14 protein-coding genes are annotated in these 18,306 nt (G+C 47.2%); 1 reads left to right on the forward strand and 13 read right to left on the reverse strand.

The window, feature by feature from the left end:
- Nucleotides 1-8 precede the first annotated feature (8 nt).
- From ACQ5DJ_RS27355 to ACQ5DJ_RS27415, 13 genes are all read right to left on the reverse strand, one after another.
- Nucleotides 9-3,266, reverse strand: a complete 3,258-nt coding sequence (locus tag ACQ5DJ_RS27355; RefSeq protein WP_429845187.1) for a family 16 glycoside hydrolase — start codon at nucleotides 3,264-3,266, stop codon at nucleotides 9-11.
- 81 nt (nucleotides 3,267-3,347) lie between these two features.
- Entirely contained in the window at nucleotides 3,348-4,436 is a 1,089-nt protein-coding gene (locus tag ACQ5DJ_RS27360) for a hypothetical protein (protein WP_429845188.1), read from the reverse strand.
- A gap of 14 nt (nucleotides 4,437-4,450) precedes the next feature.
- Entirely contained in the window at nucleotides 4,451-6,259 is a 1,809-nt protein-coding gene (locus tag ACQ5DJ_RS27365; RefSeq protein WP_429845189.1) for a hypothetical protein, read from the reverse strand.
- Nucleotides 6,260-6,272: 13 nt separating this feature from the next.
- The gene (locus ACQ5DJ_RS27370) at nucleotides 6,273-6,692 is read right to left on the reverse strand and encodes a hypothetical protein (protein ID WP_007717420.1); all 420 of its coding nucleotides are present in this window, start codon (nucleotides 6,690-6,692) and stop codon (nucleotides 6,273-6,275) included.
- A 6-nt stretch (nucleotides 6,693-6,698) separates the two neighbouring features.
- Nucleotides 6,699-7,118, reverse strand: a complete 420-nt coding sequence (locus ACQ5DJ_RS27375) for a hypothetical protein (protein ID WP_429845190.1) — start codon at nucleotides 7,116-7,118, stop codon at nucleotides 6,699-6,701.
- Nucleotides 7,118-10,153 carry a M23 family metallopeptidase gene (locus ACQ5DJ_RS27380; RefSeq protein ID WP_429845191.1) on the reverse strand — a complete coding sequence of 1,012 codons (3,036 nt, stop codon included), beginning with the start codon at nucleotides 10,151-10,153 and terminating at the stop codon, nucleotides 7,118-7,120. Before ACQ5DJ_RS27380 ends, ACQ5DJ_RS27375 begins: the two co-directional genes overlap by 1 nt.
- Nucleotides 10,154-10,164: 11 nt before the next feature.
- Entirely contained in the window at nucleotides 10,165-11,580 is a 1,416-nt protein-coding gene (locus ACQ5DJ_RS27385) for a hypothetical protein (RefSeq protein WP_429845192.1), read from the reverse strand.
- A gap of 48 nt (nucleotides 11,581-11,628) precedes the next feature.
- Entirely contained in the window at nucleotides 11,629-12,240 is a 612-nt protein-coding gene (locus tag ACQ5DJ_RS27390; RefSeq protein WP_429845193.1) for an S-layer homology domain-containing protein, read from the reverse strand.
- Nucleotides 12,241-12,252: 12 nt separating this feature from the next.
- Complete coding sequence (locus ACQ5DJ_RS27395; RefSeq protein WP_429845194.1) at nucleotides 12,253-15,501, reverse strand: hypothetical protein; 3,249 nt, start codon at nucleotides 15,499-15,501, stop codon at nucleotides 12,253-12,255.
- Between the two features lie 59 nt (nucleotides 15,502-15,560).
- Nucleotides 15,561-15,854 carry a hypothetical protein gene (locus tag ACQ5DJ_RS27400; RefSeq protein ID WP_429845195.1) on the reverse strand — a complete coding sequence of 98 codons (294 nt, stop codon included), beginning with the start codon at nucleotides 15,852-15,854 and terminating at the stop codon, nucleotides 15,561-15,563.
- 35 nt (nucleotides 15,855-15,889) lie between these two features.
- Entirely contained in the window at nucleotides 15,890-16,294 is a 405-nt protein-coding gene (locus ACQ5DJ_RS27405) for a hypothetical protein (protein ID WP_429845196.1), read from the reverse strand.
- 168 nt (nucleotides 16,295-16,462) lie between these two features.
- Nucleotides 16,463-17,314 (reverse strand): hypothetical protein, encoded by an 852-nt coding sequence (locus tag ACQ5DJ_RS27410; protein ID WP_429845197.1) that lies wholly within the window; start codon nucleotides 17,312-17,314, stop codon nucleotides 16,463-16,465.
- Between the two features lie 104 nt (nucleotides 17,315-17,418).
- Entirely contained in the window at nucleotides 17,419-17,850 is a 432-nt protein-coding gene (locus ACQ5DJ_RS27415) for a hypothetical protein (RefSeq protein ID WP_429845198.1), read from the reverse strand.
- A 134-nt stretch (nucleotides 17,851-17,984) separates the two neighbouring features.
- Here ACQ5DJ_RS27415 and ACQ5DJ_RS27420 point away from each other — a divergent pair, with 134 nt between their 5' ends.
- Nucleotides 17,985-18,239, forward strand: a complete 255-nt coding sequence (locus ACQ5DJ_RS27420) for a hypothetical protein (protein WP_429845199.1) — start codon at nucleotides 17,985-17,987, stop codon at nucleotides 18,237-18,239.
- The last annotated feature ends 67 nt before the right edge of the window (nucleotides 18,240-18,306 follow it).

Below are 18,306 nucleotides of genomic sequence, written 5' to 3' on the forward strand. Positions count from 1 at the left end.
GATCACCTCTAATCCGTAAAATCGTATTGCAGGTTATGATCTACCCAGACGCGGATGCGGTTACCCGTTACCCAAACACGCAGCGTATACCATTTCTCTTTTTCCCAAGCAAACGGGTTCATCGGGGTAGAGTACATGGTTGATCTGCCATTCTCTACTTTAAAAAGCTGCATAGGTCGCGGCATTCCGCTGGCGCTTCCATCACTGACGACAAACATCCAGTAGTTCTGATCGTTGTGATATTTGAACACGATACCCGCGCTGTCTCCATCTGCGGGCTCATCTACTTTGAAATCGACCTCAAACTGATAGTCTGAATAGGTAAAGTCATTTCGAATGTAGCCGCTCATGCCGCTAGAGCCCTTTGGATGGGTAAAAGTGCCTTGGTCGCGATTATGCTCCCATGTGCCAGAACCAAAACGAGTCCAGTTGTCTTGCCCCATCGCGAGTGCGTTCCTATCTGTCGTCCACGGATAGTACGCATTGAATGGATCGTGGGGATCGTATGCTTCTGGAACAGAAAAACCACCTGACCAATGCTCGGGATCGTGTTCAGCTTCGAGTACATCGTTGGAGTAATCGTAGACCAAACCTTGTCCTATTTCTTCTATACGATCTGCCCATGCTTTCTTGTAGTCGCGAACGGAAAGTAATGGCTGTTCGATATGCCCTTTTCTGTGATCCAATTGGCCAGCCAAGTATTCCAGGATGACGGCATCTGCGAGTTCTTTTTTACCCATGATTGGGGTGAGCAGTGAGGTAGCTCGCTCTTGGTTGGAGGCGACCCAATCCGCGTTGATAACCGCTTGATCGGGTTGTTTGTAACTGAGGATGGATTCGATCAAATGAGCTGCTGCTTCCGGCTGATAGGCAATCAGTTGCTCATGCAATACCGTTTGTTCCAGCGCGAGCTTCGCATACTTTCGCCATTCATCGTCTTGCAGTTCCCCATCACGCGCACTTTTTTCTGCCACATCGTATAAATCGACGAGGTAACTAGCTCGTTCATGCGGGGAGGTAGCGAAGAGATAGCCGCTGCACAATTCCGTGATTCTACTGCGCAGTAGTGCGGTGATCGGCAACTCGTCAAGATCGCTGGCGTGAGCGGATTTACGAGCTGTATGCTCGTCGAACAAAAAGGACGGATCGGGTTCCATGTAACCAAAAGGATGCTCAATTTGCAGCTCGGCTGGACGGAATACATCTTCGCCAACGAGTGCTTCTGCAATGGTTGCAGGGGCTGCCTCCAGTTGACTAGCGATTCCTACCTCTTCAACAGAGGAAGAGAGCAATACTTCCCGTTTTCCTGCAACCCCGTCCTCCTCTAGATGCGAGAGAACCTCATTCAGGCGGGTCGACTCCCATGTCTCAAAAGAAAGAATGCCGGCCCTGTCTTGCAACGCTTTACTGAAAATGACCTCAGATTCGATCAATGCCTGAACCCGAGTCCGTACACCCTCCAAAAATTCCTCATCTACGTAAGCATCGAAAGTCTTGTTGGTTAGCGCCCATTCCATGAGTGCTTCCAAAATACTCTGACCGTCTGTCAGGCGCGAGGCAAAAATCATATCGTCCATCAGGTGGGAAGGAAATTCTTTAGAGGCGAGGATATCCTCCAAAAGATGAGCGGGCAGTAACCGTAAGATGGTCGCGAAGACCATATCTTCAGCCAGGAGACTTGGGCGTACATTTTCCAAGAGGGCGAAAATGTCATCCTCATCCTGATAAAAAGATGGCTTAGGTGCTTTGCCCCCACTAAGGTCGATAGCGCGTTCCTTTTCCCACAGATGAGCAGCACGCATGCGATGGCGATCTGCGCGAAGATCATCCGTCAGAATGGAAGCGGGGCGAGAAAGGTGTTTTTTTCCGAGTTCGAAGTGCTGGGGAATCCAGAGCTTACTGGCTTTTTCGCGCTGAGAATGAATAAGAGGATTAGGGATAAACAGTTGAGGACTGTTGCGTCGAAAAGCTTGTTCGAGATAGCTCAGAATCGATGCGTCTGTTTGAATCGAACGTGTGCCAGTAAGTTGTGACATAAAAATAGCTAAGTCCGAAACCGCGTCTCGATTACCGATTGTATATTGCGTCATGAGTGTGCCTTGTGATTGATAGGGACGAAATGCATGGAGCTGAGAGCTAATGATGAACAAATCATTTTTGTACGGACGGAAAGCTGTTGGTGAAAAGGAATCAAGGGAGAGAAGGCGCGTGAAATCTCGATAACCCCAGTCGTGCTTCTGTAAAATAGAACCACCTTGGAGTATGGTTCGAAAACCTGTAGAAGCCCGATGGATTGCTAAATCTTGCGTAGCGATCCTGCTTGCACGGTGAAGGAAGTGCAGTAAGGCGTCATATTGACGGGCTTTGAGATAAGCCCAGTCCATGTCGCGAAGCACTTTCGTCGGCTTCGTTTTAACCCGGTGGAAGGCTTGCACGAGGTGTCGGGTCATCTGGAAGGCAAATGGACGCTCGCCAATGGAACGGGACCAATCCGTAAACATGGCATGTCTGTTGTCGCGGATGGAAAGTGGAATGGTGTTTTCAACAGTGAGGTTGTGAGCGAACGATCTAGTCGCGTATTCCCTTTCTAACTGTACAAAGAGCAGCGCCCAAAACTTTCGCTCAGCCAAGCTTCTTTCCGTGTTGACGAATAAATCAAACGTGGAAGTACGCTCTCCTGTGAACCATTCATCTATCTTATTCCCGGCGAATTGCTCAGTCCGTGATGCCTTGTAATGATTTTTCATAAGATCAGCTTCTGCGGAAAAGGTACGGTTCGCTCCAGCTGGTGGCAAATCAATATGCAGCTCATCCTTATTAACGCGCACGGACATTTGAGCTGGATTGAGCTTTGCCATTCCTGTTGTTTTAATCCGATCCGATAAATGAACGCGACGAATAACTTGTAATGGCTGCTTGATGATTCGATCAGCATCCAAGGCATCGTCCTGAAGCAAGCTTTCTTTAAGCGGCGAGCGATCGGATACCACGACCAGTTCCATGGGATTGGCCATGCTGGTATCATTACGAATCATATCCTGCAAAGAGTCTTGAAGATCAGCGGCAAATGACTTCCGATTCGCGAGCAAATAATCCAGCATGACCATACTGGCACTTTGTCCGTAGGGAATATAGACGAAGGAATACTTACGGGAGGGTGAAGTCGTGAAAGTTACTTTTCCTATATAGTTGCGAATAGAAGCGTGGTGGTCTGCAAGTCTGAATTGATAGGCTGCTAGAGAAGAAATCCCGGTCAAATAGTTCACCTCCCAAAAAGAAGGGGGAAGACCAGATATGTGTTCTAGTTTCCCCCTTTTGCTAGCTATACGGTTTTCGAGGGATTTCTTTTAGTAGCGAACTTCCTTCAGGAATGCGACCCCCATTTTTACATTGGCGGAGTAGTTCATGAAATTCTGCTCGGTATTGTGATCGAAATAGCGGTATACTTCCTGCTTGTGTTTCTTAGTCGTGTCGCTCGGATCGACATCAATGATCAATTCATCCAAGTGGAGAATGTTGTTTTTCGAAACAGCAATGCATGCATCCAAACTGCCGCGGTATCCATCATATCCGTGCACGACATAAATCGGGCTCAAATGGTAACGGCGTGTCCAAGCAGATGCGTTAAAGCCTTGAGGCTCCAACAGCAATCCGGTGTCGCCGAGCTTGCTATCGGAATATGCCTTGCCCGGCTGTGGAGCTTGGGTAATGAAGGCAGGGTAGTGTTTTTGGAAGCGAATGCCCGATTTTGTCGCCAGCATTTGCAAGGTGTTGTTGCCAAAAGAGGTGTATTGACCATAATCGTGTGGGGCGATCGGAGCAGTAGGTTCAGTAGCGACAGCTCCAGCCGTCAGCATGATGTTTCCAACCACATCATCCATGTTGTATTTGAACGGCTTAAGTGCGCCTACGTACAGGAAGCTCTTGCGATAATCTTCAAAGTGAACAGCCGGATCGCCAACAGCTACGAGAGAAAGGCGATTGTTCATCACGTTCATGTACAGGTAGACAGGTTTATCAATCGTACGATCTGTCGGTTTGCCATTCACGACGAATTTCTCGTCAGCCCATTCGAAATTGACTGGATGTCCTTCTGTTGCAAAGGTTTTGGCTGTCTGGTTGTATCCTTCCAATACTTGAACCGTCAAGGAGCTGTGTTCCTTCGGGTTGGTGAAGCCTGGATTGACGAATTTGACATAAAACTCTTTGGACACGTTGTTGATGTTGGAGCTACCCTTTAAGACCAGCTCGGAGGTTTTGCCAGAAGCGGAATCTTTTTTGGTGAGATCGGTCATGACCGACCAGGTGGATTTTTCCTGCGTCTCTCCAGCAGTTGCGTTATGGGGATAGTTGGTGATTTGTTCAATTTCAGATTTAATGATATCCAGGAGCTCTTTAGAAGTGGTGATTTTTTCAATGTATTTAAAATTGGCCATGTGAAAATCCTCCTTTAATATACTTCTTTTAAGATGGCGATAGTGCAATCAGTAGGGTTAGGGGAGTACTTGAAGAAGTTGACAGGGGTATTGATTCGGAAGAACTTGTAAACCTCTGTCCAAGTTCCGGCAGCGGGGTCCTTCGGATCTTTTGGTTCCTCTGTATCTACGACGAGCTCGTCCTTGTTGATCAGATTATGGTCCTCGATTGCTACGACACTGTCGAGGTAGCCCCGATAGCCTTCGAACTGGTGTACCAAATAGATCGGCGAGGCGTGGTATTTTTTCGTCCATTTCGAGCTTTGGAAGCCGTTTGCTTCGAGTACCATTTTGGACAGCTCAGGAGGGATCGTGCCCACTCCATCGTATTTGGGGAGCTGGGTAATGAAGGCAGGATAGTACGCTTGGAAGTAGACGGAGCTTCGGGTTTGCAGCATGGAGAAGGAATACATGCCGTTGGAGGTATAGCGTCCCCAGCCCGAATAGTTAGGATTGGAGTCCTGTTTGATGTCGGTAGGAAGGAAGCCGGATTTTTCCTTTGTCAAATCGCCCATGCCGACTGTAATTCCAAAATTGCCTTTGTGATCATAGTCAGCAAAAGGAATTGTCTTTCCGATATAAGCAAAGCTGCTGTAGTAGGCATCCATATCAGGCGAAGGGTCGCCTTCAATCACGATTGCTACACGATCATTGCTGACGGAGAGGTTGTATTCGACCCAGTAGTCTGGGCGACGCCTTTTGTTTGGTACCCAAGAGACGACAGAGTCGGCACCGTAGAAAAAGTGAGAGGAAGGGCTTTTGATTTCCACTTTGTCATCGTAATCGAGTGCCCATGCTTCGTGAGGGGGAGTGTATTTGTCGGTTTCATCGGGATTGTTCCATTTGTTGTATTGAAGCTCGGCTTGTTTTTGGTCGATGACGACAGGTACTTTACCAGAAATAACGGTGCTATTATCGCAGGCTAGCAGGTAGGTATCGGCAGATTTGCCAACTGGGTTTTTGCCTGTGAAGCCTTTGCCGTACGACACATCCAAGTAGTTGTATTGATTAATAGGATGTTTTATCATGACAAAATAGTCGTTAGGGGTTTGGCCTGAAGGAACGTCAGGAACGGCTTTTAGGACGACAGTGCGGTCGTAATGATGGACGGGGTTGGCAATGTATTTGACCATTCCGAATTTGTAGGAAGGGGGAATGATATTAATCCAAGTACCGCCAGATGTATAGTGAGCAGTCCACTTTCCTTTTACTAAAACATCGTTCCAGTCAGTTGGAACTTGTGTGATCACTTGATATTCGTTCCATTCATTGCCATCTGTAAAGGTTTGACCATCTAATTCATACTTTCCTTGTTGAAGGGCGAGGCATTTCTTGCCAACTGTATTGGTTGGATCAGGGTCATCTACATTTATTACTAAGAGCCCAGGAATAGAGAGGGTATTATCTTTTCCTGTTTCATCCTTGTAGATAAACTGCATTACCTGAATTTTTTTACCTGATTTTGTATTGTTGGAATTAATAGTTTCATAGACATATCCGTCTGCATCGACGAGACGAACACCATCATTAGAAGTAAACTCCCGCAAATCCGGTAACTTATAAACCGGATAAGTCTTCCCATCCGTATGCTTGTACGTCCCTTGTGTATCCGCAACAGTCGTCTTCTTAAATGTAACCCACTTATCTTCATTGACTTCAAACACCTTTTCCCAGCGGTTCTTAGTATCCGGGATATTGGCATTGACGATTTCATCAGCCAGCTTGTTGATGAGTAAATCTGCTGTGACCTCGCCCTCGATCCAAGCTACTTGTTTACTAGGCATCCATACGCCTCCTTTACAGTTTCTTGCGTAAAAATTTCACATTGTACCAAACTTTCTTTTCCGTACCTGAAATGTTGTGGAAGTCAAAGCGGACCTGCGCATTTGGCTTCAACGGATAGACGATTCCAAAGCTATTTCCCATCGAGACTGACTCAGGGAGTTCTTTGGTATAAATCGTTTCACAGACCTTCACGCCGTCCAGACTCAGCTCCCAGTAATCGCCGACGCAATAATTATTGGTAGCAAACGCCACTGATAAAAATTCTGTCGGATAGGGAAGGGCATAGGTATCGGAAAAGACTTGCTTGGATGCGGTCACATCAAGCATGCGTCCGCGAATGAAGGGCTCGGTAAATTTGGAAAAGTGCGGGTAGGGAAGCTCTCGTACCTTGTCGATTACGCCCCCGCCCGAATAAACAACGGAGAAGCCCACTTGTACTCACCTCTCTTTCTCTATACGAAGGACATCGGTGCCAGTTAAGAGGCCCCTCGTATCATAGAGTAGACGGATTAGGTAAGATCCTACCGTATTTCCGTCAGGTGCGTATCCGGCAGCGGTAACTGAGGTTAAACGCCAAAGGGAGTAATATTCCCAATCGGGGTGGAGCTGATCGACTTCAAGGGGGAAGGTGGTAGTGTCTGTAGAGCCAAACGTGAGGGAAATATCCAGCATGTAGCCAGACTCGTAGAATAGCTTGGCACCCGTGACCTTTTCCGGATCGAGAGGATGCTCCCGGATCAGGCGAACAGAGGGTTCCTCTGCGAACGGGTCTGCCGTGACTGTCGTAGTACGGTGCACTTCATCACGGATCAGATCGAGGATGGGGTAAATCAAATAATCATTGGCAATCCCGGCCATTACACAATCGCCCCCTCGTTGTTGCTCCAAAATAAATCGAGGATTTGCATATAGCCGTTCTGCGCATCAAACATCGTGCGGATTCCTTTGATGGTATACGCTTCGCGAGTGGTTGTATTGGAGTCGATAATGTAAATGCGATCGAGGACATCCAAGGCAGGGTTGCCGGGGATGGAAATTTGTAGCGTACGGCACAAGCGTTTTATATCAAAAAATGATCTCCGTGCGGCCAGTCGCTTCCATTCGTCTGTCTTCGCAGAAGGAACGTGCCTCACACCTGTACGGACCTCGCCTTTTAGCTCCATCAAAATCTCCGTGTCTACGAAATGACCAGCCTTATTTTCTTCGTCCAAAATGACAAGATGGCTTCTGCCACGGGAAAAATCGATCGTCTTATGAATCGTGATCAAATTGTCGTGCTCCGTAAAAGTAGCCACAATCGGCCGATTCATATCAATCTCTTCCAAGCGATACGTACCGTAACGGTCACAATAGGAACGGAAATCTGTATCTTTCATGATTTCCGCGATGGCTTCTCCCACTTTGTATTGATACGATTCGAATTTGCGTCCGGGCGGCTCAATAAAAGGATTTTTCCAACCTTTTGGGGTCAAAATGGATTCGGCATCGACTTCCACGAATTCGCCTTCTTTATCCGGTACAGCTTTGAAAACCTTGCCTGTCGCTTGCGTCGCGTGGGCATAGCTCGTTTCTTGCACAATGGCATAGGGGTAGTAAATGTCTTGCAGATTGCTACGCCAGCCGTACATTCCGGCATGGGCGATCAAGTCTTGTACGATGGCGGATTTGAGGTAGGCCGCTTTGGCAGTTGGTTCGATTGGGGCAGGTGCGGTACCCTCCCACTCTGGAATCGCATCAAACTCCGTACTAGAGCGGAATTTTTGATAGATTTGCCACACGCTGTTATACCAATTCGTATCGCTCGCCCATTGGTAAGCCCCCTTGTCTCCTCCTTGCCAAAAATATTTGACGTCGTCGACAGATTGAAAGCGCCACCCTTTGCTCGCCATGGCTTCCCGATAACGAACGGCTCCGCGATAGAGCTGTCTTTCAATACCTTGGTATTGTGGGTCGCATTTTTCACCGGTATAGCATCCATACCCGAGAATGAAGTCTCCTGGAGGAAGCCCTTTACCCAGCGTCCCCATTTTGGTTTCGTGCTCGGCAATAGCAAGCAAAAATTTATAATCAAGCTCGGGGCCTTGTTGCTTGGACTGCTTTTTGGCCATCGAGATGATTTTGTCCCGGCGAGACATCGAGGAAAAAACGTTGGTATCATGTGCGACAGAATGTCCGACATCTGGCGGATACTGCTTATCCTCGGTAATGACCTTGTTCAAAATCTTCTTGTACATATCGCGGCAGTAAATGGTCATGGTCGATTCCTCGCCATTCAAATCGAGCTTGTCGATCAGCCCAGTAAACACGCGCATCAAATTCAGACCATAGCCCATGTAGATCCGAACAGGAGTATTTTCAGAAAGGACACCCACATGGAATCCATTCACAAAATAAGACCAAGGGGTTTCCTTGTAAGTTTCGGGAAAGTAAAACGGATTATAGTCCGGGCTATAGTAGCCGCCAGGATTTGAAATGGTGATCCGTGCCTCGCATGATTCCATTTCAAACTGATCGTCCATTTCGATGTGGTTAATATTGTCGAGGGTAAGGGTGTCCATATAGACGAACTTTCCGACCTGGAGCGATACTTTTCGCGGCTGCCCAGGCATGAAAGTGCTCGTAATTTCCCGTTCCTCCAAAAACTCCTGCTGTACAGTCGGGTCCACTTTGTCTTTGTTCCCGTACAGATCGGGTCGCCCTTGCAATTCCTTGATCTGAATGTACTGGAGGGAGAAACGATTGACTTGTTTTCCATTCCAGAACAGCTCAATGCGGATTTCCATTTCGCCATTGGGAAAGGGGATATCACGAATCTCTACGTTTTCTGTCCCGGAGAATTTGATGACCTTGATTTGCATTTTTCCATTGAAAAAAACGCGCAGCTCGCCAGCGCCTTCACCAAAGTTGGTGGAGAACCCCATACTAAAAATGCCGGGGTGAACAGAGGTCAGCTTGAGATTCATGCCTGTTGTAACGGTAGGGGATGGGAAGACGGTCTTGTATCCTTTGGGATCAAAGGTAAAGGTGAGGTTGCTATGCTCAGTCGAGCTTCTCTCGATCATGGATAATTTTTTGGTCAGCTCGTCTACTTTGTAGACAGATTTCGAGTGCCAGGTATTATTGGTAAACCGTTCGTCAAAAAGAGTTGCTCCTGGCGTTCCAACATAGGTGGCATCGGTTGTGACTCCTGCGCCGTTATTGGAAGAGGCAGCGAACAGATGCTTCGAGCCATTCATATAAGGAAAAGGGTCAATGACGGCTTGTCCGTTCCAGACCTCAAAGTGTAGATGAGCTCCTCTTCCTTTGGAGCGGGGGGAATTGGGATCGTCATAGGTGCCCATGTTCGTAACGCCGGCAGAACGGACGTCTCCTGTATTGCCGCTTTTTCCGATAATAGTGCCTTGCGTGACATAATCCCCTGTTTTGACGTGGATTTCGCTCATATGGGCGTAGCGGGTCCACATGCCATCCGCATGCTGAATTTCTACGCGAAAGCCAAAGCTCGTATATTTTTCAGACACGGTCACTTTTTTTACTTTGCCAGCCCAGGCAGCTTTGATGGGCGTACCGACTGGACAAGCGATATCAATCCCTTTGTGGTTGCGATTGTCGCCCATATAGGCGGTAATATCTCGGATACTTTTGCCATCGACAGGAAAGACAAAGGGAATCTTGGAGAGGGCAGTTCCCCCGTCTCCTGAACCATCTTGAATGATAGTGCGGGTCAATGTTTTCTCTTCCCGCCGATCACTCATAATGAAATCGAGCTCTTCGGTACGGCCCGGCACGAAAACGAGTCGATCTATCTCGACGCGGCACACGGGCTTCGATAATTCTCCCAGTTTGAGTCTTTCGGAGAGAATTCTGCGCAGGTCATTGGACATCGTTTGCATGAAAACACCTCCTATTTAAAGCGTTCCAAGGACCATTTTCGAAAGCGATTCAAAAAAGAGACGGCCTGTGCCCGGGTGAGCAACGAGTAAGGCATGAACCATTTTTCTTTCTCTTCCGCGTTGGATGACGATACCTCGTACATATGGTTGACGACAGCCGCTCCATCGACGAAATTGTTGATCGCAATTCCTTCGATCAAGTAATCTCCGTTGCCAAACCGCTCGTCTTCCATAGAGAGGACGGCTGGTGCCCACCATGAAGGTTTACTGCCTGCCATCCCACCGTTTAGTGCAATTTTTTCCCCGGTGTTGCTGTTGTACATATATTTTTCGCGCCCGACATCTTCGAAACGGGTGCTCGTCTCTTTGACATAGAAGAAATGCACGTTTTTACCTGCTTCAAGTGGCATGTTAAACAGAACGGTATGATCATCAAATTCTTGATAGTCCGAGCTATTCACCGTTTTTCCATCCACTTTGAGGGAAAGCAGCTTCTTACCAGCAGGATAGGTACCGTTCAGGCGAAAAACACGTTGCCCCTCGTATGCCATGTGGGATTCATCCAGCCGCTGTGTGGGAGGCTGTGAATCCGTAAAGCGCTGGTAAAAAGAGCGCCTGAGTCGGTCAATGAGCAGAAAAGCCTCTGCCCGATTGATGTAGGCGTTGGGAAAGAAGCGGTCGTTTCTCCATACGCCAGGGCTTTTCACTGAAAAATACCCGCCTCGCATAAAAAGAGCGCCGTTTTCGTAGCTGTTGTAGATGAAGCGCACCTGTACGCCGTTTAGATTGTAAGGAAGATAAATCGTTGCACCCGGAGCAGGACTGACCATGTAGACGTCTTGCTTGAGTCCGATATATTTTTTGGCGAGGTCTTGGGCAGGTGTCGATTTCCATTCCTCTTCTGGCACATCAATTCGCTTCAAGGAGCGACCATATGCGTACAAATACTCGTTGAATTGGCGGCTGAACGGATTGTAGAAATACGTGTCTCCGTTATCGAGGCGTTTGTTCGGGTAAGCAAAGGAAGAGGAGTTGGGGGGAATCGGTTTGCCAAAACGGTCCAAGGCAGGCTTGCCGAAGCTGGAAAAAGCAACAACCGAGTTGGTAGATGGTGCGTAATACAGCTCGACGTCCGTTTTGTTCGGGTCTGTTTGATTCGGCCGAATTTCTTTGAAAAGGGTTTGCGTGCCGTCAATATAGACAAAGACGGGGTTATCTGCACTCGGTATCAATTTGGCTGCGAGCGTAAATACTTTTTGTCCGGTGGAGCCCTTTTGTTCCTCATACAAGTAAGGAGCATTGCTTTCAAAGGAGCCATATGCAATTCCTTGAATGAACGGTTCTCCGTCAGCCATCAAATAATTGCTGGCCTCCATTACTTCATTAAAAAACCAGTCTTTTTCATTCACATCAGCCCAGCTGATCATTTTCATCACCTCCTATATAGAGTAGACAGAAACCCGGAACAGCCTCAGCTATTCCCGAATCATCCGTTCTACGAGCCGCCTTGTTCGATTCAAAAAAGCAATAAATTCGGCGCGTGTCAAAAAATCATTGGGGCGGAAGTAAATGACGGGCTTCCCATCTCGGGTAATGACTGTGATTAGCCCAAGATCGGCCATTTCCTCAATGTTTTTCTGTGCCCAATGCCCTTCAATATCTTGAAACCGGAAACGTGATTCGCGTTCGATCGAGTCCTTTTTGATGAGGATTAGATCGACAGTTACGCTGTAGCGCCGTCCTGCCTCAAGCACATGGGGGGTGATGGATTCTGCGCTTCCGAGGAAAATGCTCCCCTTTTCGTCGTAAAACTTGTGGGTCCAGCCTGCGTAGCTCACGTATTGGTTGTACGATTCCTTGTCTGGAAAAAGTAAGGTCAATGAACACTGGTAGCTGCTAAAGCCGGAGTGGTGGATGTGAGAGGGAGCGTTGATGATTTTAATTTCGCGCAAGGAAAGTTGGGGACTTGGCGGAGAATATGGCTCGATGAGTCGGGCGTTTACTTCCATGAACTCGAAGCCCGTATCGACGAACAGCTTTTTTTTGTAGCGCTGATTGGCAGTGCCAAAGGCGTATTGTTGGGTCATCTTTGTACCTCCTTACAATCTCGTGTAGCTCGTGGCGATGCCAGAGCGTACTTGTTGGCTTAATTCGGTAGAAAGGCTTGCTTGTGTATTGCGAACGGCTTCGCTGACGGTCGAGCCGAGGCGTTGGAGGTCAGTTTCCGTTCCGCTCATGTTGGCGATGGTAATGTTCACATTGCTGTCGCCGCCATAGGTAAGGTCGTAGGTGCTATGTGTTCCATTGGCCGTTTGCATGCCCCAGTAGGTCAGTGGCTGTAAGCCGTCGGGCATGTTGAAGGTTCCTTTGGTAGGCTGCTTGGACATATGCAGAGATACGAGATTGTCGTACTTGGTTTTTTCGAGGCCTTTTTTAAAGTCCTCGATGCTTTTCTTGAATGTCTCGTTGTTTTGGTACTCGGCCAAAAGACGATCCATGTCAGAATTCCCTGTATCTAACGACTCAATAGTACTGCGTAAATATTTTTCCTCGAGTTTCTTCATGAATTCAGAATTGGGACTGTGACCAGCTAAGAGTGCTTCGCTTCGGTCAATGTAATACTGATGCTCTTTATTTGCCAGGTCAGAGCTCACTTTGCTCATCGCAGATTCAATTTCGGCGCTAGCGTTTTCGTTGATTTTATCAAGATTATTTTGTGCATTAGAAGCGTCTAAGCCCGCGATTGTTAATTGTCCTACTAGTTTGGCATCAGTATTGTCGGGGATGTTCGATGTGAGCTTTTCAAGTTTAGAACGGGATACTTCATTATTTTCCTCTTTACCAGCGTGGTACTCTTCCCTGACGGCTCGCATTTCAGGTGAATCTTCCGTTTTGCCCTGAGCCAATAGCTCAGCCCTTTTTTTCATATAATTGGCTTCAAGGATCGCATCCTTTAAGTCGAGTAATTCCAGATTATAACCAACTACTTCCTTACCAAGGTCAAGTGTTTTGACTTCATCCCATGAAGGAACGGCGGTATTGTTCAGCTTGGAACCGTCTCCATCAATATCAATAAATCGAGAGTACTTTTCTTTTTCATCCCCTTTTTTAAATTCTGCTTTGAGTTTTTCGAGCGCGAGGTCAGCTTCCCTGCTGTCTGGCTGGAAGGTTTTATTTAACTCTTCTTTGAGGTCTTTGCCATCGTATTTATAAGCAGCTTTGAAAGCGTTAATGTAATCGCTCCATGAAGGAGCAGTGCCACCCATGAAGTTGATCAAACCATCTCCAATACCTGTAAGGGCGGCTTCTGCAAAAAAAGCATGTTTTAAACCAGGAGGCATTTTGTCAATACTCACGAAGTCATCCACGAGGCCTTTTTGATTTTCCAACACTCTGCTTTGTCGCTGGGAATCGGACATAAACATAGGTTGTAGCAAATCTTTGTTTAGACTATCCACAAAATTTAGCGCTGTGATGCCAACGCCTACGAGACCTAAACCTTTTAACATTTTTAATCCTTTTCGCCATAGTGGTACTCTTGGGCCTGGATTATTGGGAGGGGTTGAATCTCTGTTTGCTCTCTCTCTCGTTGGGATTTCCGGTGTGGAGCCTGACTGATCCGTATCGTCCGCCGCATCGTCTGATTCTTTCTTGTCCTCCTTCTTTTTTCCTTTCAAGAACTTTTCCCGTATCTTCGTCTTCAAATCACCCGAGAACTCCTCAAAAAGGAGAGCAGCAACAGGAGCGAGCCTGCTAGCGGTAGAGGATGAACTGCTGGCGGCGGCTGCTGTAGGAGCAGCCTGAGGACCCGCTGCGGCACTCGGAGGTTTGGGTACAGCCGTGGACAGCGCTTCTGTCAATTCCTTCAAGGCTTCCCGTGTTTTCTGGAGTTGTTTTTCCTGCTGTTTTAAGTCACTGGTCATGTTCTTGATTTGCTCATCAGTAGCAACGGACGTATCAGAGAGAGCACGCAGTCTCTCGTCTAGGGAAGAAACGGCAGGAATCAAGGTGGTAATTGTGTTTTGCAAACCACCGAGTGCCCGCTGGGCTAAATAAATTCGGCTGGCAAGCAAATGTGATTGACGTTCTACGTCGCGCATCTTCAGCCGGAGCAGATGTAATTGTTTCAGCAGCTTTTTCTCTTCCGCAATCAATGCCTTTAACAATCGATCATTGTACGGATACAGCTCTTGTACCCTTTTCTGTTCCAACCTGTTGCGAATCAATCGAGTACGGCTAGCCTGATAGGAAGACAGATTTTGCAATTGCCACGACTGGATTTCCAGCGCTTCTTGTGTAAAAGGAGAAGAGGATTGACCAAGCAGTGCGGTAACACGCCCTTGTCTTCGCTGCTCACTTCCTTCATAAAGGTTGCGCCGGGCTTTGACGTAGGCAACTTTTCCTCCGTATTGATCCGAAGCATTTTTCAACAGACGCACAGCGAGCGATAATTGGCTCTGGCTTTCCCTCATGCGCTGAAGCAGGTGGACCAAAAGCGTGGGAAAGCTACCAGGCTGATTTTTAAAAAGATCGAATGCTTCAAGGGATGATGCTTGCCAGATGGTTTGCATCTGGTTTTGGGGAGCAAGAGGGTCATCTGGTAACAAAGCTGCTTTCTCCCGAATATCGGCTACAGTTGCATGCGGGTCATTCGATTTGCGAGAAGACGTATAGTAGGCTCTAGTTACTTCTTCAAGGCTGACGGCATGTGTAAGCGCGATATCGCGTAAGTCTTGTTTGACTCCTGATCGCAAGTATTCACGCAAACCAAGTGCCTCTTCTTCCACTTGTTTTTGATCTGTCGTTCGTCCTGAAACGCGTGCCTGCGCCAAATCCATCATGTTTGTGTCTTTGAACAAAAAATTACGCTCTGCCTTTTTTAACAGGCGGTTCAAGGATTTCGCAGACTCCCAGCTTTCGATATCCATTGAGGTGATCAGCGTGTGAAGACCACTGCTCATCATGTTTCGTAACACATCTACGGCAGCCTCTTCCCATGCTTGTGGATAGCGGGTGCTTCTTGTGCCGTAGGACTTTTCCGTTCTTTTAACAGGAGCATCAGGAAAAGTAGCAAAGCGGAACGGGGAAATGACTTCTCCTGTACTTACGGATAGCCGGGAAGCAGGAGCAGCATGGGAAACAGGCTGAGAGACATACTTACGTGAAAAACTGAGCGGCTTCGACTCGATGTCGCGTATCATCTGGCGTAATTCATACAGTTGCTGATGAAGTGCTTGAAAAAATGGGGTAGCTTGCTGGGCTCGAAATGGGGATGCCGGTTGATCTACAGAACTCCGTACAGCACTCGTTAACGAGTGGAGAGCATCGGTCAATCGTTGAGTTTCCATGAATATCACCTTCCTCAAAAGAAAAATCCCGTTCTGGTCTTAGAATAGACAGAAACGGGTTATAGACCACCTAACACTTTGCCAAGTACGGCAATATCGTCTTCGGAAATTTCCTGATAGTCTTGCGAACTAGATTCAGTAGAAGAACCAGCAACAGGATTCGCTCCCCTTTTTCTTAAGAAAGGAAAACCCATGCGTGTCTCTACCTCAAATTGAATGTACTTGTTCACTCTCTTCATTAACTCTGCTACTTGGGGAAGGGTGTACTCCCAAATATCCCATTTCTTCAAACCACAGTCTTTATGGAGATGAAAAAATAGATCGCCCCAATCAAGTGGCTCTCCAGATTCCATGTCGCGAATCGCGGAACTGTCACCCTCGCCACTCTCTACTTTTTTAAGCCGTTTAGACCAATGAGAATGTTAATAAGCTTTTTGGCCGTCTCCAAATCACAATGTTCATCCAAGTACTCGCGAGTAACCGACGGGTAGTTGCGGAAGCCCAGAAGCAGGATATCGAATAAATCTTCTTCCTTGTTTTCGTAGGGGAGAAAATTAAGGATAATCGCGTCGATATGGACGGTTCCTAGCTTTTTCATCAGGATGCGGGCGTCTTTTAAAGTCACAGGCGGAATCCGGTAGGTTTTGCCGTCACGCAGCATGATTTCACTATCATCTTCAAAGAAAACAGCTTCTACCAGATCAGCCTCCTGCTGTTTTTTGATACGCTCAACAGCTTCTTGGTTCATCATTTCTGCGTGTTTTTTTTCCAGCTCTTCTTGGTGGTTTAGCATAGAAGAATCCCTCCTTGTGCAATCTGAAAATGTCTCAGTAAAATTTATCCACTTGATGAATGTGATTTCGTTCGCTATGATTCGTTGTAAGTTATTCCCTTTTAAAAAGAGCAAGGCAAGAGCGAAGAGCATGAAGCTCTCCACTCTGCCTGCTTATCGTCGAAAGACTTACACTTTTTTGGGCGAGACGAAGCGTTTCACACTACCAAGCTTGCCATCTGCTCGCTCTGGATCAATAACGGACAAGGAAATAGCGGAAGTGCTGGCTGTGGAGCGTGCCGCATCGATCGAGAAGCTGCCTTTTGCCATGCAGGAGAACAGCTCTGTTTCAATGCCTGCATAGGTTCCGTCTTTTTGCAGGAAAGAGCCGTGATGGACGACATGAACAGGGAATGGTACTTCATCCATCAAAATGTCGACTACGTCTACGGTTTCGGTTCGCTGATAGTTGAAGACCACATCTTCATTGAGCAGGGTAGGCGAGAAGATGAGACGAGCTTTATCTTCGCTGCCAGCTTTGAAAGTATCCACCATGAATTCGTCAGCTTTTGGAGCAGCAGACGTGCTCAAGCTAACTTGTTTCAAAAGACGATTGCTATTTTTCAGACGAACAGCAAATCCGCCGCCATTGAAGAGGGTACCGCCAAAGTCAACTTCACAAACACCAGCGTCGCCAGTGGATGCAGAACGATCTAGGCTGCCAGCTTTGATTGCTTTCTGCTCACCCAGCACATACACATAGTCGCTCTTTTGCTCTTGCAGCTTGGAGCCCATCATGAGCTCAAGTGCGGCCAGATCAAATTTGGCATCCGTTGCGGTAATCTCAATGCTTTTCGATTTAACGAGAGTATCAATGGCGAAGAGTCCATCGCCGCCGAAGATATCCTCCATTTCAACATTCATGTCAATTTTCAGATCCTGCATATTACCAAGCGTAATGACTTCGACGCCATTTCCATCCTTGGAAGCGCGTTTGGCGAGAAATTGACCGACACCTTTGATAATCATTTTTTTAGACAATGAAAGTCACTCCTTCTAGATAGGGGATTTGGATGCTGTTGCTGAATCGTGTGGAAAGGGAACCGCGATCAGCTTGTCATAGGATAGACGGGGTTTTGAAATGTCTAACAAACTTGCAAAGTAAACTTCGTGATCATTGTGAAGCAGTACGCGGAGGAATGGCCCGTATCCGATTCCTGCTGGGAAACGACATACGTGTCCAAACCTTCTATTCCATTCATCGATAAGCTTTTGCCGTCTAAGAGATGGAAAAGATGGTTCGCGATTTGATGCGCTGACTCAACATCACCGGGCGTGATCACATCCACTCGGAAGAAGCTGGTGAGAAGGAGGGGATTATCAGTGTCGCGCTTTCCGGAAGTTGCGTAGAAGGAAAGGAGAGGCTTCGCAACATCAGATAGCTCGGCGAGCTTTCTACGCTTGATAATCTGCTTGGATAGGGAGCCCTTGTCTTCTGGAGCAATACCGAGAAATGCGAGCAACTGACTATCCGTAGAAAGTAATTCATAGAGATGATGGTAGAGGTCGACAACCACGAATGATTCACCCCCTTTTGCTGAGAATTTTTGTAACAAAATGTGCTCCTTCTACGTTCATAGGTTAGACAGATGGGGAAGATGTCTCCCTTGAAATACATATTCGGTCGTAAAAAAGCCAGGAGGTCATAACATTGCGAAGTGATACGATACAAATCATCATTCAACAAACGAAGGAAAAAGTTACTGCGAAGACACTCAAAGATCATGAAGCCGTTGTAGGGATTATGGCGATGGCCAAGAACTACATGCTGAATGAAGAAAGTGTGCGTCATATTATCCACGAGGTTTTTGATGGAGATAAGGAACGAATGGCAAAGGCATTGACAGTAGCCAGCCATTTGATTGATGAAGGCCTGATTCAAAAAATCATCTCAGATGTAAAGTAAGCCCGTAAAAAATGATAATATCCCCTTTGAGTAGACAGTGTAAAAAGCCCGCCCACCTAACGGTGGG

Source organism: Brevibacillus sp. FIR094 (assembly GCF_050477165.1).
Classification (GTDB): domain Bacteria; phylum Bacillota; class Bacilli; order Brevibacillales; family Brevibacillaceae; genus Brevibacillus.